Source organism: Williamwhitmania taraxaci (genome assembly GCF_900096565.1).
Taxonomy (GTDB): Bacteria; Bacteroidota; Bacteroidia; order Bacteroidales; family Williamwhitmaniaceae; genus Williamwhitmania; species Williamwhitmania taraxaci.
The window spans coordinates 1-22793 of the sequence record NZ_FMYP01000067.1 but is presented as its reverse complement, the minus strand read 5'-3'; the positions used below and the strand labels follow the sequence as shown (position 1 = coordinate 22793).

Here is a 22793-nt window from a genome sequence, read left to right as displayed (position 1 = left end):
CAGCCCTTCACATATTTCGGTCATCGAATCGCACCGGCTGAGGACGCCAAACAGCATGGTAACCAGCTGGGGTTTTGCCTTAAACGTCTTATAGTAATGGTCTGCACCATGCTTTTTCACCAAGCTGCTGACATTAATGGCATCGATTAAGTTGATGGCTTGTTTGAAAATCGGCTGTCCGACTAATTTTATTTCTGTATTTTTGCCCATGTTGTGTTTTTTTTTGCAAAACAAATCTACAACATCGGGGTGAAACCTTCGGGGAGTAGCCCCTTATTTTTATTCAACTAACGTTTCAACTGGAATCTTTTTGTCGGACAGTAGTGATAAAAAAACAACCTTATTTTTATGGATGCAAGATTTGAGTTGGGGAAAGTTGGGGAAGCGAAGGCGTTAGAGTTTTTGGTTGCCAACCATTTTGAGATTCTTGAGACTAACTGGCTGCACGGACATAAGGAGCTTGACATCGTTGCGCGGAAGGATGGATTAATACACGTTGTAGAGGTTAAGACGCGCGCTTCGGCTTACCATGAAGAGCCAAAAGAAGCCGTAAACCGGCGCAAACAAAAGAATATTGTTGAGGCCGCTGATGCCTTTATTGTAAAGCACAAGTTACTCGAGGAAGTTCAGTTTGATATTGTTTCAATTGTTATTGAGCCGGTTACAGGAAAGATGGAATTGGAGTATATTCCTGACGCCTTTTACCCCGGATTATAAAGTTACCATGGATATAGATGACCTTAGGGGCTATTGCCTATCGAAGCCGTATACAAGTGAAGGGTTTCCTTTCGATAATGATACGCTGGTTTTTAAAGTTGCCGAAAAGATTTTTGGGTTGGTGGGGCTCGATAACACGCCTCTTTCCATAAATCTAAAATGTGATCCGGAGCGCGCTGTTGAGCTTAGGGAGCAGCATGAAGCAATAATTCCGGGCTATCACATGAATAAGCAGCATTGGAATACCGTTGTATTGGATGGATCGCTTCCACGTCCGCTTGTGCTGGAACTTATCGACCAAAGTTATAGTCTAGTTTATTGTTCATTACCCCAAAAAACGCGTAGCATGCTCGAAGGTTGGTAACACGTGCTAATTTGCATTGGTTTCCTTCAATTGAATAGTTATCTTTAGACTTTATCTTTCGTATAATCGCACTCCAAAAAGATATTATTATGAAAGCACTAGTAACTACCCTCGGATTATTCTTTGTAATGGCGTTTGCCGTCGTAAATGCTCAGGTATTTCATGTGGTAAAGGTGCAAGGAAACATCACCAACTTGAACACAGGAAAGCCCATAAAGGCCGGTGATATGGTTCAGGCGAAGGATCGAATCGCATTTGAATCGGTTAGCGCAAGCATGGTTGCCATTGACGACAATAGGTCAAAGTTCCTGATTAAGATGCCAAAAACGGATAATGTGGATAAAACAAGCTTAATCGTCCTTGTGAGCCAAGCGACTATGGCGGTGAAATCACGCAATGCTTTTAAAACAAGAGCATTTAATCCGGAACAGAAGGAGGTTGTTGACCTGAAACAATACTTTGGAAGCGATCGATTCTCGATTATTGGCAATCAGGTAAACGTTACCCTGAGTGAGCAGATGTATCCTTTGAGTCCCGATCAGTTTATAGTGTTCCACTACAACATTAAGGATAAGCCAGTTTCCAAGAAACTTGGATTTGATCAGCAAACAATTAAAATTGAGGCAGATAAACTTAAAGAGGTAAAGGGCGAGACGATTACTACCGATGAGATTGAAGGCGTCATGGTATATCAATACGAAATGCCTTCGAAAAACTATAGGGAGATTACTTCGTTCAACCTACTCTTTGTGGATGGAGCGGCACTAACTGCCGAGTTTAACACGATTATCCCTATTCTTCGAACTCAGAAAATGGATGATAAGGGAATCAAGGAATACCTAGTTGACTACTACGTCGATTTTTATGGGGTTACCGATTCGAAAGCTCTCTCGGCCTTTATTGATGTTGTGTTAAGCAAGAAAGCATAAAATTGGGTGTTGATCCATAACAGATATAAAAACCCCGCTCTACCTTAGAGCGGGGTTTTTCTTTGTGAGGTTGACAAGAACTAGTTAAATGCGCCCTTCAGGTAGGCTTTGGTGCGCTCCTCTTTGGGATTATCGAAAAATTCCTTAGCGGGACCTTGCTCAACTACTTCGCCCAGATACATAAATACTACATGGTCGGCAATACGACGGGCTTGGCGTAGCACGTGGGTAACGAGAACGATAGTATAGCGGTCCTTCAATTCAAGAAACTTCTCTTCAATGGCTTGACTCGAGAGCGGATCGAGGGCGGAGGTGGGTTCATCGGCCAGAATAATTTCGGGGTCAACGGCTAAACCACGTGCAAGGCAAAGACGCTGCTGCTGACCAATGGATAGTCCCGATGCTGGATCGCGAAGGCGGTCCTTCACCTCCTCCCAGAGGCTCGCTTGGCGCAGGTAGTGTTCCACTCGCTTAGTTAAGAAGGTCTTTTTCTTCCGGCCACTAATACGCAACCCATAGGCCACGTTTTTAAATATCGACATGGGAAGCGGGTAGGGCCGCTGCGAAAGAAGCCCCATCCTTTTTCTTATTTGGGTGATATCGCCCTTGTAGGAGAGAATGTCGATATCGTCAATAACAATCGTTCCGGTTACTTTAATATCCGGATACATATCGGTAAGCCGGTTTAACGTCTTTAGCAGCGTAGTTTTACCGCAACCCGATGGGCCAAGTATTACGGTAATCTTATTCTCAGGAATTTGAATGTTTATATCCTTGAGGATTTGCTGTTTCCCTATATGTAGATTCAGATTGCTTATCTGAATTTTTGCATTGCTTTCCATACGTTAGAACTTTATCTTGTTTTTCTCAAACTTGCGCGAGAGGTGTCGCGAAAGGAGGCTTATAATAAGTATGATAATGGTTAGAACTAGTGCCGAGGCGTAAGCCCTTGCCTTAACTTCCGGAATTGGGGAGCTGAGTTGAAAGAATATGGCCAGCGGGAGTGTTGCTGTAGGGTCGTTAATGGATTGGGGCAGGTAGTCGGTGTAACCGGTGGTAAAAAGGACGGCGGCGGCATCGCCTATGGCCCGGCCAAAGGACAGAAGGATGGCCGTAATTATCCCTGGGTAGCATTGCCTAACGAATACCCGAAAAGCCGTTTCGGATCGTGTGCTTCCCAGCGATAGCGATGCTTCCAGCAATCCTCTGGGAACCGTTTTGAGCACTTCGTCGATCGATCTTACCATGATGGGGATGATGAAAAGGGTTACCGTTATAATACCTGCCAGAAGCGAGGTGCGCATGCCCATATACACCATTAGGGTGAAGCCGAATGCTCCATAAACAATAGAAGGAACGCCCCAAAGTAAATCGAGCATAAACCGAATTCCATTGACTAACTTCTTTTTGTTGAGGAGGTGTACGTTCATGAAGAGCGCCACGGGCAATCCAATCAAAAATGCCAATGAGGTGGAACCCACCGCTAAGTATAGCGATCCAACAATCGCATTCAGAATACCACCCTCTTTGCCAAAGTAGAAGCCTCCCTTGGGTGTTTGGCTTACCATTTCCCACGAGAGAGCCGGTAATCCCTTAACCAGAATGGTGAGAATAATAAGTAACAGCACTGCGGCTATTCCGTAGGTTGCCGCCTTCATAAGGCCCACAAAGATTCTTTCCTCCAAGTTTAACCACTGTTGTCGTCGGTTGCTCTTCATAGTTTACTAGCTGTTTTGTTCGAGTCGAATAATGGCAAGCCGCGAGGCTAGGTTAAATAGCAACACAACCACAAATAGCACTAGCGCTGCCAGCATAAGTGCCGATTCGTACATCGGTATCGATAGCATTTCGCCGTAGTTATTGGCAATTAATGCCGGTAATGGGTATCCTGGGCTGAAAAGACCTTTAGGCGTTTTGGCAACATTTCCAACCACCATGAGTACCGCTATGGTTTCGCCAAATGCCCTCGATACGCCTAAGCCAATGGCTGAAACAATTCCTGGAAATGCTTTGCGTAGTAACACTTTCTTAACCGTTTGCCAACGCGTTGCCCCCAGCGATAGGGAAACTTCGGTATACTCCTCTGGAATAGTTTTTAGTACATCCACCAAGATATTAAGCACAAATGGAATGATCATGATGGCCAGCACAATGGCTCCAGCCAGCACGGTAAACCCTGAACTTTGGTAACCGAAAAATGGGGCAATATAGCGTGACACAAGTGGAACCACAATGAGAATACCCCATACTCCGAAGACTACCGAGGGGATTCCCGAGAGGATGTCGATTACCGGATGCATTATCTTCAGTAAATTCCGGTTGGCATACTGGGTTAGATAAATTGCAGCCAATAGGCATATAGGGGCAGCCAAAGCCACGGCAAGAATTGTTACCCAAAGCGAACTTAAAATAAAGGGTAGTAGCCCAAATTTTCCTGCCATGGGCATCCATTCTCCCGAGAAAAGAATATGCAGCAGCGATTGGTTCTGCAGCAAACTCGCCGACTTTATATAGAGACCTATCCCCAACAGGAGCGGAAGAAGCATGATGAATATCAACGATATCACCATCCAGTTGTGGTTGAGCGTATTTCTTAATCCCCTCTTTATAATAAAATACTTTCGCATTACTGTTGATTATCAATCATCTTAAGCATTTCGATAATTTTCTCATCATTGAGTTGAATATAGCCTGCTGTAGGTATATGTTGCTGTCCCTTTGTGAGAATAAACTTTAAAAATGCAATGGTTATAGGATTGGTTGGTGCGCCCTTCGAAACAAAGTAAAGATTACGGGATGGAGGCGAAGGGTAGCGACCATCTTTAATGGCACTGGCAATGGAGTCGAGTGATTCATAGAAGCGCTCCTCTGGTTCGATTTTGCCATCACCGTTGAGGTCAATGGGGGGAATAACAATACCCGGATAACACTTACGGGTTTTAAGATCGAAGGCATAAATTAAGTTATTGTAGCCAAGAGCAAACTTGTCGTTGGTAACGGCATCGGCAATTCCTGGATCGCCAAACACGCCAACGCCAAGCAGATTTTCTTGATGGCCACCTATGAAGGAGGCCCACATTTCGGCGGCGCCACAGGCATCGCTTCGGGTATATAGGTTTATCTTATCTACTGAGGCTGTGCCCAGGAGTTCACCCCAATATTTTATGGTTCCTTCTTTGTACAAAGCCGAAAGTCTCGCTTTTGAAATCCCTTTCGATAAAATATCGGCAAGGAAAGGGTTGCTCGCATTTACGGTTGGCAGAACTGCATCCTTGGCTACGGCAATCTTCCAAGCCCCATTGTTCACCTCTTCCTTTGCCACTTCTCTCGATACCATTGCCAAATCGACCATGCCCGATAAAGCGTCGGTCATTCCCTTGCCAGCACCACCGGCAGAAATGTCGATTCGCACAGCAGGATTTTCTTTCATGAACTCATCGGCCCACTGAACAGCTAGTGGATAAAGCGCAAATGCCCCCGAAATAGTTACCTTACCCGAAAGTTCACCTGGCTTTGCTTTTCTGCCACCACACGAAATAACAGTGAGGGCTATTGCTGCAAAGACTGTTACCGCGAGTAATTGTTTCATTGTTGAGTATTTCATGATCCTAGTTTTTATTCTATTCAAATTTAGTCCAAAATAACTAAACCACAATTATGAATGATTCGCTTGTATTCTGATGCTATAAATCTTTTCTCTATCATATAGAGGATTGATGTTTTGTAAACAGAATAAACCGTTACATGTCTACAAGACCGATAGGAAACAGGGAGTAAAATTAACATAAACTAGTTGCACAACCAACGGTTAACTGAGATAATTGTTAAAAAAAAGGAATCAAAGAAATTGTCAACAAAGGAACGGTTAATGAATTTAATCAAACGTGTGTCCGAATGCAGGCAGTATTCAACAATACAACGCACACAGCTTAAGCCGACAAGTAACTTCAATTGGATGTTGGAAGAAAATCTTCACAATTGTTAACTCCATCAAAAGGAGGCCCGCACTTCCATACTTCCCGAATGAATAATTTTTCCATCGGCAATATATCGCCCGTTGTAGCCTAGATTAATTTCAATACCAGCGGGTAGTTTTCGACTAAGAATCAGAGTCCAGATTGCATTTTTTCCCGGTTTCAATCCGTTGAGCAGTTCATAGGAGACTGGAGAGTTCAGTGGTGCAAATGCATCAATTCGGAGCCATGAAAAGGTGGTTTCGACCTTCATTTTTCCGGCAACGCTGGCCATGGCTTCTGCCCCAAACTTATGGGTGAATGATTTCTCGTTGCCCATTGTGTTCTTCTTTTCGGCGTATTCCCAAAGCAGCACAAAGGAGTAGCGAAGATCAACAGAGAGTTCGGCTTTTGTGCCCGCCACGGACATCCCGGTATTGACTATGATACTAGCCCTGCCCGAAGTCACCTATAGCATTAAGATGCTTGTCTTGCATTCTAGCTATAAGCAGTAGAAGAATAACGGTATATGCTCGTTCAAAATGCCGTTCATTGTGATAACTTCGAATGCCAGTTTTAGCAAAAGGCTAACGGATATACAATTTTATTTTTCTACTTTCGCGGTGGTTTTACTGGGCTACCATCGCTTTTTCTTTGGACTTAAATGCTGCTGGGCTGCCTTATCGTTTTGCATTGTCCTTACTGTTACTATAGATTATTCTGAATGAAACAATTCTTTACCTTACTAAGCACCCTGCTGCTATTCACTGCAGGTGTGGAAGCGCAGGTTATTGTGGGCGGTGTGCCCGATACCGAGCGCAACGCCCTCATTGCCCTTTACGATGCCACCAATGGCCCGGGATGGAAAAATAGTAACAACTGGAAAACCGATGCCGATGTTGCATCTTGGAATGGCATATTGGTGTTAAATGGGCATGTTGTTGAAATAACGCTCAATGCAAATACTTTGAATGGCAGCATACCTGCGGCCATTGGCAGTTTACCCAACCTCACAAGTCTTATTCTTTATGGCAATCAGCTCACGGGTGAAATTCCTACGGAGCTGGGCTACCTCACTCAGCTGCAGTATCTCGACCTATCGCCCAACCAGCTTAGCGGTAATATTCCAACCGAACTTGGAATGTTAGTTAATTTGAAAGAACTTTATCTCGGTGATAATCGCCTTACGGGAAGTATTCCCGCAGAGTTAGGCAACCTTCAGAACCTAACTTTGCTTTACTTGTCCAGCAACCAGCTTACCGGTGCTATTCCTCCCTCGTTTAGTAATCTTAATAGCATTAAGACGCTTTTTCTATACGGCAACCAATTAAGCGGTGCGGTTCCTGGCTCGCTGGGTGATCTATCTAACTTGGAAAAGCTATATCTCCAGGATAATTTTCTTACGGGAAGTATTCCTGCAGAGTTGGGCCACCTTGAGAACTTAACCGTGCTCTATTTGTCCAACAATCAGCTCACCGGTAAGGTTCCGGCTTCGCTCGGTAATCTTTCTAACATGGTAGAACTTGACCTGAACAATAATCAACTGACCGAACTGTGCGACTTGTCTAAGCTTCACAAACTTGTGAGATGCTACCTATATCGTAATCGGTTTGACTTCACCAGTCTCCTAGCAGCCAATGCTTCCGTTGTAGCCGGAGGCCAATATAACTACAGCCCCCAGGCCGAGGTTGAGGCAATGCGTGATGAGAGTGGCGAAACCATTACCCTTTCTGTTTCGCCATCCCTTGGCGGTTCGGATTATCAGTGGTTTAAAAACGGAGAATCCATTTTTGGTCAAACGATGGTCTCTTTAAGCGTGCCCAGCAGCGATAATGGACTCTATCATTGCGTCATTACAAATTCGAGCGTTGCGGTTCAGCAACTTACGCTATCCACTAAAGTGCATATTATTGGGTCTTACGACATGGATCATGGCGTTGCCAAAACCGACTATGAGGCTTTAAAGATTTTCTTTAATGCTACCAATGGAACTGGCTGGAAGAGGAGCAATGGCTGGAATACCGAAAAGCCTGTGGCCGAATGGTATGGCGTTTCGGTTATGGGAGGTAGAGTAGCCGGCCTCAACCTTACGTATAATCAGCTTTCAGGAGCAATTCCTAGTGAGATAGGGATACTTGATGGACTTATCACGATAAACTTAGGTAACAACCAGCTTACAGGGTCTATTCCTACCTCTATTGAAAATCTCATCAGACTAAAGGGCCTTTACCTTTGGGATAATCAGCTTACTGGCGAAATACCCTCCGAACTATGCACCCTTTATCAACTGGTTGCTTTTAATGCTTCCAGAAACAAGCTTACGGGTAATATCCCTTCGGATATTTGGCGCCTTCAGGGTCTTATAATCCTTGATGTTAGCCATAATTTACTTACAGGTAGTATACCAGCAGAGATAGGCAACCTTTATATACTCTGTAATTTATCCATTAATAATAACCAGCTTACGGGTGATGTTCCGACATCTATGAACTGGCTAGTTAATCTTTCTACGCTACGCCTTGCGGGGAATCATCTTACAGGGCTTCCCAATCTTTCGGGGCTTTCCAATTTGATTGAGTGCTCTGTTAATAATAATGAATTGGACTTTACCGACCTCACAACCGCTAATATAACGATGGCGGATATGAGTAAGTATGTCTATACTCCTCAGGGTGAGATATTATTACAGAGGAACAATAACGTGGGTAGCGTAATTCTTACTGTGCCTAGGCATATTTCCGGTAATGTGTATACGTGGTATAGGAATAACGTAGAGGTTGTAGGACAAAAAACTCAAACGCTTACCGCAACTAGCGAAGGCCTTTACCGATGCAATGTAATTAATCCTAATTACAGCAAACTTCAACTGGGAACTCTGGAGGAACTTATTACTCTTGCTACACCATTGTATACTCTTACTATAAACACGGTGGGCGGAGGCAGTGTTGTGATTGATGGACAAGCCTATCCTGCTATAGTAAGTTTTTTTGAGGGAGCAATAATGACGCTAAAAGCTACGCCTGCCGTAGGCTACACTTTTACTGGATGGAGCGGTGCTATGATCTCTGCTGATGCCGAGATTACTATTACTATGGATGCAGCCAAGGCGATTACGGCCACCTTTGCAGAGATACCTGTAAAAACCTATGCAGTGAACTATAGCGTAACCGGTGGACATGGCCAAGTGGCTGCAACCGTTGCTAACGGTGCGCAGGTTGCTAACGGCACAGTTGCCACCTTCACTGCCACACCCGATGCGGGTTATGCCGTAAAGGCTTGGACGGTTAATGGCGTTGCTGTTTCGAATAACACCACTAATACTTATAACTATACGGTAACAGGCGCAACTACAGTAACGGTAGAGTTTGTGCTTACTACCGGCATAGAGACCAGTGCGATAAATCAGGTTAGAGTTTATCCAAACCCTTTTAGCGATGGCTTATGGTTCGAGAATGGGGATGATATTCGTAAGGTTACCATTATCACCCTAGTTGGTCAAGTAGCTTTGGTAGCGAATGGATCCGTTTCATATATAGAAACATCTGCGCTTAAGTCTGGTATTTACCTGGTTAGGATTGAGAGTGCACAGGGCACTACTGTTTCTCGCCGCATGGTGAAGAGGTAGTTCGACCAAATCTAATATATGAAGAGGCTGCTCGTGTTCGGGCAGCCTCTTCTTTGGACTAAGCTGTTTTATTTTGGCAGCTATAGACGGGCCGGCTAAGTGTTGTATTAACTTTTCATCCCATCAAAAGGAGGCCCGCACTTCCATACTTCCCGAATGAATAATTTTTCCATCGGCAATATAACGTCCATTGTAGCCTAGATTAATTTCAATACCGGCGGGTAGTTTTCGACTAAGAATCAGAGTCCAGATTGCATTTTTTCCTGGTTTCAATCCGTTGAGCAGTTCATAGGATACGGGAGAGTTCAGTGGTGCAAACGCATCAATTCGGAGCCATGAAAAGGTGGTTTCGACCTTCATTTTTCCGGCAACGCTGGCCATGGCTTCTGCCCCAAACTTGTGGGTGAATGATTTCTCGATGCCCATTGTGTTCTTCTTTTCGGCGTATTCCCAAAGTAGCACAAAGGAGTAGCGAAGATCAACAGAGAGTTCGGCTTTTGTGAGGGATTTAAGTCCGATTAACTCATTGTTCTTCGATGGAAAAAGGTCGGAGTTGGCGGTCGAATTACTTTGTTCTCCTTGCCATGTGGACAGCAGCGCAGCGGTGGGACGATAGCGCAAGCTTAACGTTGAGGTGGCAACCTCGCGAGTCTCGCTTCCGCCCAACAGCAGCTGCTTTGTAGCGGAGGCCTGCCGGTATATATCGGCAAAGTAGCGCTTATTCCGTGAGATAAAGCCACCGCCGTAGCGCCAGCTCCCCTTGTGGGCAATGGTATTCTCGGCGTTGAGTGATGGAAAAAACTCCGGAATTGCCGAAAATGCTGCTTGTTTCTCATCGGCCTGTGCTGAGCCATTTACCGAAAAGCAAGATACAACGCTCCTAAATCCACTGGTATCACGCCAAGCCATGGATGGCGTTATTCTTGCCGCTGCGGTAAATCCCGAGGTATAGGCCTTTATGTATTTGGATGTTGGAAGATTCACCTTCATAAATTCAGCCTGATCGGCATAGGCGGCAATCTCAAATTCATTGACCTCTTTTGTGCCGTTTCCATTGTAATCGTTCCAGGTATACTGTCCTTGGCCTGCCGCTACCTTAATAAAGGTATAATCTTGACTAGGAATAAGCCCTGAGCCCATATCCATCGAACCATTCAATCCTATAGCTTTGCGCAGCAACGTGGTCCCGCCCTCGAGCCGTCCCAGCATCGTTTCTTCCTTTACACCTGTTGGGTTGTCGGCGTATTGAAGGGAGCGTAGCGATGCCAGTAGGCGTATGAAATCTCCCTTTTTTCCGGTTCGTTCCAAGGACGAACTCACCTCTTTCGCCTCCGAGAACTTGGTAAGGCTGCTTTTACGAGGGGAATAATCGAGCCTATTCCGATAGGTTAGTGTAAACGGAACTTTTACCTTTCCGTTACTCCGGAGGTAACCTTCTATCTGCTGAAAACCCTTACTTGTAGCTAAAAGTGTATCGGCTGCTTTCGAAAGCCAGTGATTGGTTTCGCTTGAGTAAACTGCTCCTACGGCTAACTTCCCAAGATTTTTTTCGATGGCAAGGTGGGAACGTAAAAAGTTCGTTGTAGCGGAGGTATCTTGTGTTTTGAGATAACTAGCTGTAATCTTTATAAACCCCCACTTTTTTATTAGCGAAATATCACCATTTGCGTTCCAGCCTTTAAAGAAACGCCCTCGATCGAGATATTCGGCTTTGTATAGAGAGGCGAAATGGTGCCCGCGTTTGTATTGTATTTCGCCAAGGAGATTGTTTTCCTCCAATGGTTTTCCGATAAGGGTGGAGGTGAGATTCCAGTTGCGCTCGTATTCTACCGGATAAAACCGATCGATTGGGTTGAACCCGGAGGAGAGGTGGCGAAACTTCGACCGCCACGTGAAATCGGATAGGGCCGATGTATCCGCTGTAGGCTTTCGCTCAATAAATGCTGAGAATGCAGTCCCAACATCATCGTTGGAGTCCTTTTGCGAGAAAGTATTTTTATCGTTGAGCGATCCAGCGGTTTCGACTCCATACCTTGTTCTTCCTTTATTAATAAGCAATCCTGCTGTTGCGAACTGCTTCTTTATGGGTGCTGTAAGCTGAATTACCGGCTCATAGCTGCCCTGCGGAACGCCGTTTACAGGAGCCAGCCATTGGTAAACACGCCCGTTGGCAATAATTGGACTAATGGCATAGTTCCCCTTTCCCTCGCCAATCAAGGAGAAGCGTAGACGGTAAACCGCTTTGGTCGGATCGGTAGAGTATTGGTAGGTTAAGTAGTTTAGTCCATTTACTATTGAATCTTTCGATGCATAGAGCAGTTCATCGGGGTTAAAGGCCACAGTATCTACGCTCGAAACAAGGGCATCGTTGATGTTGTCGCCCGCATTGGCCATAAGGGTTTTTCGGTAAGAGGTGAGATCATTGCCCAGCGGCTGATTCTTCAAATCCGATTCGGAGAAGACATTAACATAGGTCTCCCAACTCTTCCCTTGATAGTTTGCTTGGGCTGAGGTTAGAAAACGGGAATAGTTTTGATCGGCATACTCAAACTCCACAACAATTCGGCTATCCTTGGTGATAGGGCTTTTTGCAGTAAAGAAAAGTTCGGCAGTGGAGTAAGAAATGGTGTAGTCCTGATCGCTTCCACGGGTAAGCTGACATCCATCCAAAAATACCCGTTCACTCCCCGAGACCATTATAATATAGATCTCCGCTTCATTCCCCTTGAGGCGGTATGGTCCTTGGTTTCCTTCCACTCCATCGATGGTTTGCCTAGCGAACTTTCCTCGAGCAGCAGCGCCACCGGCAACAATGTGCAACCTGTTTCCGCTCTTCTTTACGCTAGTAATGTCTGCTAGTGCACCCCGCGCGCTTCTTCTTACGCGGAAGAACTCTCCCGACTCTCCAATAATTTCAATGTCGCCGGCTGTTAGGGCTGCCTTTTTCCCATAAACTTTGATGAATATACGGTCGAACTCCTGAAAGTTGCGGGTGTTACCCTCTGGTTGTACCGGATTGTTTTTATCCGAGACTACTGCAAGAATGTTTACCCCTTCACTGAGTTCACCGCTCAGCTGGAGGTTAAGCCCCGATGTAAAAGAGACATCCCGATTGTTGCCGAAGGCTACTCCGCGGGTAATGCTTCCACTTTTTTTTAGGTTGTCGGTTCCTTTTATATAGTCGGTAAAGGAGGCGTCGAAACGGCTGTCGGATCTTGCATTTAGGAGGCTGTCGGGCGAGAGAGATTGCAGCTCGTTTCGATGGGAAAAGCTTCGTGTAGCCGAGAAGGAATATACCCGATAGGTAATTCGAAATACGCCACAGCCAAGATCCTGTGTCGGTTTTATGCTGCCCTCTTGCCAATTAAGGTTGAAAGATGCTGGTGGAACTGCAACTCCGGCGGTGTCGGTTATTATTACCGATCCCGGAACAATGCTTAAGCTATCGAGGGAGACGGTTTGTTGGCATAGCAGCATAGTTTTGGTGCGCAACGAACGAAACTCCCCTTGGCTAAAGGCCAGGAGAGGCGCAAAACTACAGGCAATTACAAATCCTACTATGCGCAACCGGGGCATCAATGGCTTCGTTTATCTTATTCAACGTGCAAATTAGCATAACATTTTATTGATTTTGGCAATAGAAGCGAAAATAGGCTGTATTTGTGCTGGTGGTTATTATCCCTCTTGCACCGATCGCTCGAAACGACTTCTGTCTGCCACTTATTTTCGTGTTCGTTCTGTTACTACAGCTTTTCGTTCCTTAACACCAGCAACTGTAATTGAAGCGGCTTATTTTTGTGCGTTTTCTAAAGTTAGTGTCAGACTTATTTTCCATATGCCTCACTAAATGCCTTTGGTTAATCAATACATTGCTAGGTTGTTATAACTATACCGTCCTTTCACTTTTCACTTTTCACTTTTCACTCTTTGATAGTTCATTGTAGGAGCTTACCTTTGCGGCGTCAAAATTTATTCCATGGTTTTTCTTTACACACTGGGGATAAGGCTCTACCTTATTTTAGTTCGAATAGCATCACCGTTTAATCCTAAAGCCAAGCAGTGGGTTGATGGTCGGAAAAACCTGTTTTCACGATTGGAGGCTGCCATTGGCACCGGCAATCGAATTGCTTGGTTTCATTGCGCTTCGCTGGGCGAATTTGAACAGGGACGCCCGGTTATTGAAGAATTCAAGCAGCAATATCCCGATATTAAGATTCTTGTTACCTTTTTTTCTCCTTCGGGCTACGAGGTGCGCAAGAATTACGCTGGAGCCGACTTTATCTTCTACCTACCTATTGATACCTGGCGTAATGCCCGCAAGTTTGTGCGGCTGGTAAACCCCGAGGTTGTTTTCTTTGTAAAGTATGAGTTTTGGTATTTCATGCTCAACCGGCTAAAGCAAGAGGGGATAAAGACCTACCTGATATCCGCTATATTCCGACCCGATCAACTGTTCTTTAAACGTTATGGCCTTTGGTATAGGCACATGCTGCGTTGTTTTACCCATTTTTTTGTGCAGAACCACCAATCGGAGCAGCTGCTGCTCTCCATCGGGTTTTCAAATGTTACCATATCAGGCGACACTCGGTTTGATAGAGTTTCCCAAATTGCTACTCAGGCCAAGGATATTCAAGCCATTGGCACATTTAAGAATGGAGAGATGACTATTGTAGCAGGGAGCACTTGGCCAAAGGACGAAGAGTTACTAGCCAACTGGTTTAAGGGTTGCAGCACCAATATCAAGATGGTGATTGCCCCTCATGAGATTGGCGAAGAGCATATCCAACGCATAGTTCAACTATTCGAAGGCGTTCCAACGGTAAGGTTTACTCAGGCGGTTCAATCCGATCTGGCAAATGCTCGCCTATTGATTCTCGACACCATTGGAAAACTCTCATCGGCCTATAGATATGGTGAGGTGGCATACATAGGTGGCGGTTTTGGTACCGGCATTCACAATACACTGGAGGCTGCCACTTGGGGTAAGCCTGTGGTTTTTGGACCACGTTACCAAAAGTTCAAAGAGGCATTTGATCTTATTGCCGGCGGAGGCGGTTTCTCCGTAAAATCGCAGGAGGAGTTATCCGATACGCTCAATTCACTCATCACCACACCGGAGTTACTGAAGCATGGGGCCCAATTTGCACGCGAGTATGTTGATATGAAACGAGGGGCTACAGGACGCATTTTGGATGCAATTAAAGTTAACTAAATTAATAAGAGGCGCTACGTTTGTAAAAATCGGTCCTCTTTTTTTTTGATATCTATTTTCCTTTCTTATCTTGTGTCCCCTTTTCTACAGTAAAATTGCGAATTATTTAAACCTAAGATCACATATAAAATTATTTCTTGACCTATTTTTGTTTTCAAACAAACACCTAAACGCTATGAGAAAAATGATCAAACAAGTCTCTCTGCTATTGGCTCTTGTCGCTTTGACAAGTGCTTCTTTTGCGCAGGGAGTTGTTAAGGGCATCATCGTGGATGTTGCCACCAACGAGCCCCTTATTGGAGCTACTATTGCTATTGAAGGAACAACACAAGGTACAGCGGCTTCACTCGACGGATCCTTCTCACTAAAGGTTTCCGACGATAATGCTAAGCTAGTTATTCGTTTTGTTGGATATCTCGACGTAGTTAGAGAAGTTGCAGTATCAGGTGATATCAACCTCGGTATGATTGGCCTAAAAACCAGTTCCATCGGTATGGAAGAGATTATTGTTTCCGCTAGCATTGCGCGCGATAGACAAACGCCTGTAGCCGTTGCAAACATTAAAGCTCAGGTTATTGAAGATAAACTGGGAAGCCAAGAGTTTCCTGAAATATTGAAATCGACCCCTTCGGTATATGCTACTAAAGCGGGCGGTGGATTTGGTGATAGCCGTATTACACTGCGCGGTTTCGATTCAAACAATATTGGTGTACTTATCAACGGTGTTCCTGTAAATGATATGGAGTCGGGTAAGGTATACTGGAGCAACTGGGCTGGTCTTTCAGACGTTACTCGTATCATGCAGGTTCAACGCGGTATGGGAGCATCTAAACTTGCTCTATCTTCAGTTGGAGGTACTATTAATATTGTAACTCAATCAACAGAAGCGAAAGAAGGTGGCGTGGCCACTTATGCCATAGGTAATGATGGATATGCAAAGAAATCATTTACCATATCAACTGGCATGCTCAAGAACGGTTGGGCTATTACAATGTCTGGTGCCAGAACTACCGGTGATGGTTATGTTAAGGGAACAAATTTTGAAGGTTGGTCATACTTTCTAAACGTATCCAAGCGTATCAACGACAAACACCAACTTTCTTACACTGTTTTTGGTGCTCCACAATGGCATAATCAACGCAGTAGTCGTCAGTTAATCCAAACATTCAGAGATAAGCCAGATGGCATAAAGTTTAATGCTGACTATGGTTATAGAAATGGAGAAGTATATTCTACTGGATATGCATACAACTACTACCATAAACCTCAGATGTCGATCAACCACTTCTGGAAAATTAACGAGAAAACCTCACTTTCCACTTCTGCTTATGCTTCGTTAGCTCGTGGAGGTGGACGCCGTGTTTCTGGTAATAAATCCGGCTGGTTGGGTTTTGATAGAAATACAGGACTTCCAACTGCAGATACAAAATTAACTACAGATGGGTTCTTAGATTATAACTATGTAATTGCACAAAATGCAGCTTCACCTAATGGTTCTCAGGCTATTATGGCAAACGGTATTAACTCTCACGACTGGTATGGCGTTCTGTCTACCTTGAACACTAAGATTTCGGACTTTAACCTAACTGGCGGAGCAGATATTCGATACTATAAGGGTTATCATGCCTACGAAGTTGAGGATCTTCTTGGCGGTGAGTATTTCTTAGATGCCAAAAACATTAATAGACCTGCTAGCACTCCTCTCCGTAAGGGCGATTACTATAACTACTATAACCTAGGTGAGGTAGCTTGGGGTGGTCTTTTTCTTCAAGGCGAATATGTGAAGGATAAGTATTCAGCATTCATTTCAGGTGCCGTTTCAAATACTAGCTATAGAAGAACCGACTACTTCACTTACTTGGATAGCGATCCTAAGCAGCAATCGGGTTGGAAGAACTTCCTTGCCTATAGCGTGAAAGGTGGAGCCAACTACAATATTAATGACAACCACAGTGTTTTTGTTAATGCTGGTTACTTCACTCGTGCTCCATATTTCAACTCTATTTGGATCAATAACACAAATGAGTATAACAACGGAGCAAAGAATGAGAAAGTTCTTTCAACAGAACTTGGCTATCTCTACCGTTCTGCAACGTTTAGTGCAAACGTTTCTCTTTACAGAACGGAATGGTTAGATAAATCGCTAACAAGAACAGTAGGTACTGAGATGGCGAACATTTCTGGTCTTAATGCTCTTCACCAAGGAGTTGAAATTGACATGACCTTTAAACCTTTCGAAAAGCTTGAGATTACAGGAATGGCTTCGGTTGGTGATTGGCAATGGACCTCAAATGTAATTGCAAATATTTATGACCAGAATCAGGTGTTAATCTATAGCGGAACTGTTTATGCAAAGGATCTTCATGTTGGAGATGCTGCTCAAACTACCGCAGCTATTGGTGTTAACTATGAGGTGTTGCCTAAGTTTAAGTTAAGCCTTGACCTTAATCACTACGACAACTTGTATTCTTATTTTGATGTAAATACACGCACAAATTCAAATGCAGAAGGTGTAGATGCTTGGAAAATGCCAGCATATCAATTGGTTGATTTTAGCATGAGATATGAATTTAAATTGGGTGGTTTTAATACTACTTTGTTAGGTTCTGTAAACAATGTGCTTGATACTGAGTATATATCTGATGCAACTGACGGTGCTACTCATGACTATAATTCTGCTATTGGCTTCTACGGTTTTGGTAGGACTTGGTCTACCACTCTAAAAATTAAGTTCTAAGCATAGTTAACTTAAAAAAACTGAAACGATGAAAAATATATTATATGTTGCGGTTGTGTTGGGGGCGATGTTCGTCTCCTCCTGCGAGCCAAACGCCGACATCTACGATAAGCTAGATGCAAACAAGAACCCTTACAACAAGAAAATCACCTATACCCTTACCGCGGCTGATTATGGCAAGACGGTAACGGGCAATGCCACTGTTGATAAGTACAAAGCGTTTATGGATAGTCTTCCTGCTGCCAACTTTGTTCCAAAAGTATTGGCAAAGAACTTTCCTGCACTTAACACCAATAGCGAAGTTGTAGTTACTTATAACTATCTTGTTCCAAATGTATATTCTGACAACGCATTGTTTGGATATGAGTTAACCGATGCTGATTATGGAACACTTGGTAATGCTACCGTTGCAACAAACAAGTCTTTCGACGGTACAAACAAGTCTACAGCATTGCTTCCTGCTTTTTTACTTACAAAGTATCCTACTGCTGTTGCAAACGATACCCAAAATGTGGTAATTAAGTACAACTATGCACTGAATCTTGAGCGCTATGCTTTTGATGGAGCTGCTTGGAGTCGTGCCACAACTAATGGTGTTTACAGCAATTTTGCTCAAATTGGATATACCCTTCTTACCGCGGATTATATTGGAATGGGAGGCGATGTTGCCCGTTTCAAGAATTTTAGTACCACGGTTCTTTCTGAAAACTATTTACCTGTTTTCTTGAAGAGTAAATATCCATATGCAATAGAGGGAGCAATTAAGGTCCTGAAATTTAAATACTTTAGTGGTAGTGCCTCTGATAAGACAGAAATGTATAAGCTTACTTCTGGCGTTTGGGTAAAGATGGCGGCATATAATTTAGTTGCGAAAATAGGTCAATACATTTATGGCCCTGAAGGTTGGGTGTTTGATCCAACTGTTAGACTTACAATGGTTCCTGCCGATTATCAGATAATTGCAACTAATGATCCAATTCCTGATCCAGTCTTTACGGATTTTGGTTTGTACTATGGTGCATCTGGCAAATACGGTAACTTTGACAATCGTCTAAGTAAGCGTAAGGCATCAAATCCTGAAATGACAGACAAGACAGATAGTGAATGTATCACTATTATGATGAACCGTCTTCCAGCAGCCATTAAGGTTATGTTAGAGAACAAGTATAAAACGGCTGTTCCTATTGTTGGTGGTCTTGAGGTTCACTACATTATTATTTATAAGGTTTACAACAACGACTTAAGTTACACTACCTATTCTATCGATTACAAGTGTACTGCAGCCGGTAATCCTGCAACTTTTGAGTTAATTAGCGGACCTACAGAGGTTAAATAATTCAAGTATTATACAAAAAAGAGACGGCTTGTGGCCGTCTCTTTTTTTATGCTACCTCCTTAAGGGAGGAATTTGTCCACTTCTCCTTACCCCAACAAAAAAACAACCCCGATGAACCGTAAGGTTTATCGGGGTTTTCCAATCTAAGTTAGTTGTGATATTAGTTCTTAATTATAAACGCAAGTGAGGCGTGCGTCATGGGCAACTCTAAGCGAGGTGAGGGGATCGAATTTTCTATATGCTGGCTCTGCGTGAAGGGTCTGAATGTTGGAGCCTCGAACCTGATTCCGAACGCTGGACACGACTTGAACTCCCCGATTATCTCCTCGTAGTTCTTCACCCGCTGTGTCGCTCTGGCCCTCTTGTTTAGCAGTGGCCGATCTATCTTCCCGTGAAAGTCTATCTTCTTCATATAGCTTGCTTGCACCTGCCCTAGCAATAGAGGCTAGTTCTCTTTCTGTAAATGTAACCCTTCTATCAGTAAAAGTCAATAGGCGATTTGTTTTAGAGCGAATAAAACTAGGTGCATTATACACTTTGTTTACGGTACAGGGGGGGTGCAACATTTTGTTATATGGTTATTCGGGTCAAGTCCTTATTTCTTTTGGATTACACGCTCGTGTATTGGAGTCGAACGTGAAAATTCTTACCCCAACAAAAAACAACCCCCGAAAATTCAATGTTTACGGGGGTTTATACTAAAAAAATGTTGTCCTGTCAGGTCTCGAACCTGAACTCTTCTGATCCAGAGACAGACGTGTTGATGGCTTGCAGAAGGTTTTATTTTCTAGTTTTTCGTTCATGAGTTGTAATGCAACCACAATACGGTCAGGAGTATATGTGGATTTATTTTTGATTTATTTTTTTTTGAACAAAGAGTATGTTCGGTTTCTTTTACCGCCTTCGGTAGTTACTTTTCCTTGTTCTACCATTCTATATACGGTTTTCTGAATGTCATTTGCCGAAATCTCTTTCAGTCTTTTTTGTATTTCTGACAGCTTGCTTTTTCCATTGTATTTTATATCTTCTGCAATCAGTGCTTCCAATTTATAGGGTTCTATTGTTTTAAGTGAAGGTATAATATCCAGCTTCGCTTGAGCAAACAATTCCGGATTTAAAAGATATTCAGTAATTTTCTTAATTCCTTGGGAAACCAAGATACCTTTGTTGATAAGGGTTCCTATCCACGAGCGCATATAGTCTTCTTCATTCAGCTGTAGCTTGGTGGCGAGTTGGGTGGATAGTATTTTCTTTTCTGTTGCAACCAACCCTAATGTAATATACTCTTTTTGTGTTATTTGGTAGTGCTTTTCAATGTAGTCAAGAATAGAGATTACTTCAGTATTTATTATTCCGGAGTAGACTGTAACGGCTACTTTCGTAAAGCTGCTAAAAATGTCTGGTAGCGGTTTTGCGTCTCGCGCAAGCTTTTCATAAACTAAGTCATAACCAGAACCCTCTCCCTCCATTAACTTTAAGTCGCTCAATGTTTGAATAAGATGCGGATTTCTTCTGTGCCTTTCGTGCAGAATATTATCTTTTGTAATACCTAGCGGTAAACTCCCAGGATTGGTAATTGTCATTCTGTCGTGGTATACCTCAATAAATATATCGCCGGAAATAGTGTATTTCTTGTGAGCAATGGCATTAATAAGCAGTTCCCTTACAACTTCTTTGGGATATTGCCTCACCGTCTTTCTGAATAGTCCATCCGGAATCTCGCTACTATAAGTCAGTTCAACTGCTTCTTTATCAATCTCTAGTAATAATTCTTTAGGATTATGCAGATTATAATGCCACTCTTTCTTTCTTATTTTTTCTTCTCTGTCGTTGTAAACAATATACTGAACCGATAAGGGATAACTTAAGCGAGCACGCTGTGCTGGGGTGCCTAGCCAAAGAACGCCTAGGTTGGTAACAAGACCTTCAGTGCTTACCATTTGGTAAAAGTTGAGAATCTCTTCTACGCCTTTGCTTTTTATAAAATCGGACACTTTATCCGATTTCTGAATGTCACTAACAAATTGTTTTATGCTTTCTTGGTCAACTTGAGCCAAACTAATCTTCTGGGGTGCAATTATTTCCCACTGAAAGGCTGTCCTTTCCGCCGCCAAGTTGGTCAGTTCATCGCTGCTTACTGGGAAACAATTATCTGAAATTCTAATAAATACTTTTCCGGAAGATGTTGTGGCAATTATACGAGTAGAAGGTAATACCTGAATAATAAAATACTCACCACCATTGCCGTGTGTTATTATCTCTGGGTTTGCCAAGCCAACACCATCGGTCATGCCACGAAGTTTCTTTACAACTTCGTTTACCTCTGTAATATCGATTTTTTGATTGATCGGTGGTTCGCTCTCCTTGTCCTCAATTCCAATAATTAGTTCACCCCCTTGTGCATTCGCAAAAGCGACACATACCTCTGCAAGTGATTTTATATCGGTTTGCTTTCCAATTGCCTTGCGAAGACTTTTATAGTCACGGCTTTTATCTTCTTGTTGCATGGTGATTCTTCTTGGTTGTTTGCTGCTCCTTGCCTAATGCAATTTACACCTAGTATGGTTAAATCAAAGGTTTCTCGCTTTATTTTTCTACAAACTTGCTATTTCTAGTATTAGGATCGCCCTTTAATTTATTGTGTTGGATTATCACCCCACAAAAAAACAACCCCGATGAACCGTTAGGTTTATCGGGGTTTATACTAAAAAATTGTTGTCCTGTCAGGTCTCGAACCTGAACTCTTCTGATCCAGAGACAGACGTGTTGCCAATTACACCACAGGACAGTTTTCTTGTATCGTGATGCAAATGTAATACAAATGCGCTATCCTTATATTAAGGATAGCACATTTTTTACAAAATAATCAAGCCGCATACTTTCGATGTGTTTTTTTACCGTGAAGGCATGCAATGCTTAAGTATTCGTTGCGCATACAGGGGTGGGGGTATTAATGGGTATTTGACATACTATGCGCCTCGCTTAAATATCCTTTTAGTCTTGGTGGAAATTTCGCGACAAGGGTTTGAATTGTTTGTTTTCCAGAAAATCAGTTTGTTATACCTGCAGTGTTGTGCGACCTTTTGTCTGCTAACTTTTGCATCGAACATTTTCATTATCCCATCTTCAGAATATAATTGTCATTTTGCTAGTTTTAAATCACTATTTCCTGTATTTTTCTTGCCTCATATCCATCTGAAAACTAGCACCCTCTTGGATTGGTACGCATTTTGTTAAGATAAACTCCGCCAAAAGTTTGGAAGTTGCAAATATTAGCCTACTTTTGCACCCGCTATGAAGAAATTCAGAGGCAGGAAGGGAGTCTGGAACAGTAGGAACGCCGAGGGTTTCAGCAGGAAAGAAGGGAAGAAAAAAAAGATTGCAAAAAGTTTGGAAGTAACAAAAATAGCCTTACTTTTGCACCCGCTCTGAAGGAATATTGACGAGCAAGATTGGAGACTGGAACAGAGCATCAGCAAGGGTTTCAGCGGAGCGAGGGGAAGAAAAAAAAGATTGTCGAAAGTTTGGAAGAACAAAAAAAAGGATTACTTTTGCAACCCCAACCAACGGGATGGGGGAACACCAAGAAACTGAATTACCAAGCGTCAGGGGCAACCTTGGCGAGCAATATATAGGTAAAGGCTCTTTGACCGGCTGTAGTGAGAATGAATGAAATAAGACAGAACAGAAGCAGCGTAAATACAAACGTCCAGTGTAGCATAAAGAACAAATAATACAACAGGAAAACTTTTTACTATGAAGAGTTTGATCCTGGCTCAGGATGAACGCTAGCGGCAGGCCTAACACATGCAAGTCGAGGGGCAGCGAGGGTAGCAATACCTGTCGGCGACCGGCGCACGGGTGAGTAACGCGTATGCAACCTGCCCCCGTCTGGGGAATAGCCCGTCGAAAGGCGGATT

General features: G+C 43.3%; 16 protein-coding genes, 1 tRNA gene and 1 rRNA gene. 8 read left to right on the top strand and 10 right to left on the bottom strand.

Annotation, left to right across the window (positions count from 1 at the left end; translation table 11 throughout):
• Positions 1-210: DUF4372 domain-containing protein (locus BLS65_RS14425; RefSeq protein WP_125869886.1), on the bottom strand; the 210-nt coding region annotated here is incomplete at its 3' end.
• A gap of 138 nt (positions 211-348) precedes the next feature.
• On the opposite strand from BLS65_RS14425, the gene BLS65_RS14420 reads away from it, so the two are divergent.
• From BLS65_RS14420 to BLS65_RS14410, 3 genes are all read left to right on the top strand, one after another.
• Positions 349-717, top strand: coding sequence for a YraN family protein (locus BLS65_RS14420; RefSeq protein WP_092440233.1), 369 nt, complete (start codon positions 349-351; stop codon positions 715-717).
• A 7-nt stretch (positions 718-724) separates the two neighbouring features.
• A complete protein-coding gene (locus tag BLS65_RS14415) occupies positions 725-1081 on the top strand; it encodes an MmcQ/YjbR family DNA-binding protein (RefSeq protein ID WP_092440231.1) in 357 nt (118 codons plus the stop codon).
• An 89-nt stretch (positions 1082-1170) separates the two neighbouring features.
• Positions 1171-2010 carry a hypothetical protein gene (locus BLS65_RS14410; protein ID WP_092440229.1) on the top strand — a complete coding sequence of 280 codons (840 nt, stop codon included), beginning with the start codon at positions 1171-1173 and terminating at the stop codon, positions 2008-2010.
• Positions 2011-2090: 80 nt separating this feature from the next.
• Here BLS65_RS14410 and BLS65_RS18380 read toward each other — a convergent pair whose 3' ends face one another.
• The 5 genes from BLS65_RS18380 to BLS65_RS14390 all read right to left on the bottom strand — a co-directional run bounded on the left by BLS65_RS18380 (position 2091) and on the right by BLS65_RS14390 (position 6387).
• The gene (locus BLS65_RS18380) at positions 2091-2852 is read right to left on the bottom strand and encodes a phosphate ABC transporter ATP-binding protein (RefSeq protein ID WP_170830140.1); all 762 of its coding nucleotides are present in this window, start codon (positions 2850-2852) and stop codon (positions 2091-2093) included.
• 3 nt (positions 2853-2855) lie between these two features.
• Entirely contained in the window at positions 2856-3728 is an 873-nt protein-coding gene (gene pstA, locus BLS65_RS18375) for a phosphate ABC transporter permease PstA (RefSeq protein WP_170830139.1), read from the bottom strand.
• A 6-nt stretch (positions 3729-3734) separates the two neighbouring features.
• A complete protein-coding gene (gene pstC / locus BLS65_RS14400; protein ID WP_212590566.1) occupies positions 3735-4637 on the bottom strand; it encodes a phosphate ABC transporter permease subunit PstC in 903 nt (300 codons plus the stop codon).
• On the bottom strand, positions 4637-5614 hold the full coding sequence (locus BLS65_RS14395; protein WP_244500703.1) for a PstS family phosphate ABC transporter substrate-binding protein: 978 nt from the start codon (positions 5612-5614) through the stop codon (positions 4637-4639). Before BLS65_RS14395 ends, pstC begins: the two co-directional genes overlap by 1 nt.
• Before the next feature lie 386 nt (positions 5615-6000).
• The gene (locus BLS65_RS14390; RefSeq protein WP_125869890.1) at positions 6001-6387 is read right to left on the bottom strand and encodes a hypothetical protein; all 387 of its coding nucleotides are present in this window, start codon (positions 6385-6387) and stop codon (positions 6001-6003) included.
• Between the two features lie 300 nt (positions 6388-6687).
• Here BLS65_RS14390 and BLS65_RS14385 point away from each other — a divergent pair, with 300 nt between their 5' ends.
• A complete protein-coding gene (locus BLS65_RS14385) occupies positions 6688-9588 on the top strand; it encodes a leucine-rich repeat domain-containing protein (RefSeq protein WP_092440225.1) in 2901 nt (966 codons plus the stop codon).
• A 123-nt stretch (positions 9589-9711) separates the two neighbouring features.
• On the opposite strand, the gene BLS65_RS14380 is transcribed toward BLS65_RS14385, so the two are convergent.
• The gene (locus BLS65_RS14380) at positions 9712-13164 is read right to left on the bottom strand and encodes a hypothetical protein (protein WP_092440223.1); all 3453 of its coding nucleotides are present in this window, start codon (positions 13162-13164) and stop codon (positions 9712-9714) included.
• Between the two features lie 400 nt (positions 13165-13564).
• Between BLS65_RS14380 and BLS65_RS14375 the strand changes: the two genes are divergently transcribed.
• From BLS65_RS14375 to BLS65_RS14365, 3 genes are all read left to right on the top strand, one after another.
• Positions 13565-14800, top strand: a complete 1236-nt coding sequence (locus tag BLS65_RS14375; protein WP_092440221.1) for a 3-deoxy-D-manno-octulosonic acid transferase — start codon at positions 13565-13567, stop codon at positions 14798-14800.
• A 175-nt stretch (positions 14801-14975) separates the two neighbouring features.
• On the top strand, positions 14976-17537 hold the full coding sequence (locus BLS65_RS14370) for a TonB-dependent receptor (protein ID WP_092440219.1): 2562 nt from the start codon (positions 14976-14978) through the stop codon (positions 17535-17537).
• A 28-nt stretch (positions 17538-17565) separates the two neighbouring features.
• A complete protein-coding gene (locus BLS65_RS14365) occupies positions 17566-18873 on the top strand; it encodes a hypothetical protein (RefSeq protein WP_125869889.1) in 1308 nt (435 codons plus the stop codon).
• Between the two features lie 160 nt (positions 18874-19033).
• Here the strand turns inward: BLS65_RS14365 and BLS65_RS14360 are convergent, their stop codons facing one another.
• The 3 genes from BLS65_RS14360 to BLS65_RS14350 form a co-directional block, all read right to left on the bottom strand.
• Positions 19034-19285 (bottom strand): hypothetical protein, encoded by a 252-nt coding sequence (locus BLS65_RS14360; RefSeq protein WP_092440215.1) that lies wholly within the window; start codon positions 19283-19285, stop codon positions 19034-19036.
• Positions 19286-19730: 445 nt separating this feature from the next.
• Positions 19731-21380 (bottom strand): ATP-binding protein, encoded by a 1650-nt coding sequence (locus BLS65_RS14355; RefSeq protein ID WP_092440212.1) that lies wholly within the window; start codon positions 21378-21380, stop codon positions 19731-19733.
• A gap of 208 nt (positions 21381-21588) precedes the next feature.
• A tRNA-Gln gene (locus tag BLS65_RS14350) sits at positions 21589-21661 on the bottom strand.
• Between the two features lie 965 nt (positions 21662-22626).
• Here BLS65_RS14350 and BLS65_RS14340 point away from each other — a divergent pair.
• Positions 22627-22793 (top strand): 16S ribosomal RNA (locus tag BLS65_RS14340); the annotation flags it as partial.

Excerpts from the sequence above, each read along its gene's own strand:
- BLS65_RS14420 (WP_092440233.1), top strand. The coding sequence starts at position 349 with ATGGATGCAAGATTTGAGTTGGGGAAAGTTGGGGAAGCGAAGGCGTTA.
- BLS65_RS14415 (WP_092440231.1), top strand. The coding sequence starts at position 725 with ATGGATATAGATGACCTTAGGGGCTATTGCCTATCGAAGCCGTATACA.
- BLS65_RS14410 (WP_092440229.1), top strand. The coding sequence starts at position 1,171 with ATGAAAGCACTAGTAACTACCCTCGGATTATTCTTTGTAATGGCGTTT.
- BLS65_RS18380 (WP_170830140.1), bottom strand. The coding sequence starts at position 2,852 with ATGGAAAGCAATGCAAAAATTCAGATAAGCAATCTGAATCTACATATA.
- pstA (WP_170830139.1), bottom strand. The coding sequence starts at position 3,728 with ATGAAGAGCAACCGACGACAACAGTGGTTAAACTTGGAGGAAAGAATC.
- pstC (WP_212590566.1), bottom strand. The coding sequence starts at position 4,637 with ATGCGAAAGTATTTTATTATAAAGAGGGGATTAAGAAATACGCTCAAC.
- BLS65_RS14395 (WP_244500703.1), bottom strand. The coding sequence starts at position 5,614 with ATGAAATACTCAACAATGAAACAATTACTCGCGGTAACAGTCTTTGCA.
- BLS65_RS14385 (WP_092440225.1), top strand. The coding sequence starts at position 6,688 with ATGAAACAATTCTTTACCTTACTAAGCACCCTGCTGCTATTCACTGCA.
- BLS65_RS14380 (WP_092440223.1), bottom strand. The coding sequence starts at position 13,164 with ATGCCCCGGTTGCGCATAGTAGGATTTGTAATTGCCTGTAGTTTTGCG.
- BLS65_RS14375 (WP_092440221.1), top strand. The coding sequence starts at position 13,565 with ATGGTTTTTCTTTACACACTGGGGATAAGGCTCTACCTTATTTTAGTT.
- BLS65_RS14370 (WP_092440219.1), top strand. The coding sequence starts at position 14,976 with ATGAGAAAAATGATCAAACAAGTCTCTCTGCTATTGGCTCTTGTCGCT.
- BLS65_RS14365 (WP_125869889.1), top strand. The coding sequence starts at position 17,566 with ATGAAAAATATATTATATGTTGCGGTTGTGTTGGGGGCGATGTTCGTC.
- BLS65_RS14360 (WP_092440215.1), bottom strand. The coding sequence starts at position 19,285 with ATGAAGAAGATAGACTTTCACGGGAAGATAGATCGGCCACTGCTAAAC.
- BLS65_RS14355 (WP_092440212.1), bottom strand. The coding sequence starts at position 21,380 with ATGCAACAAGAAGATAAAAGCCGTGACTATAAAAGTCTTCGCAAGGCA.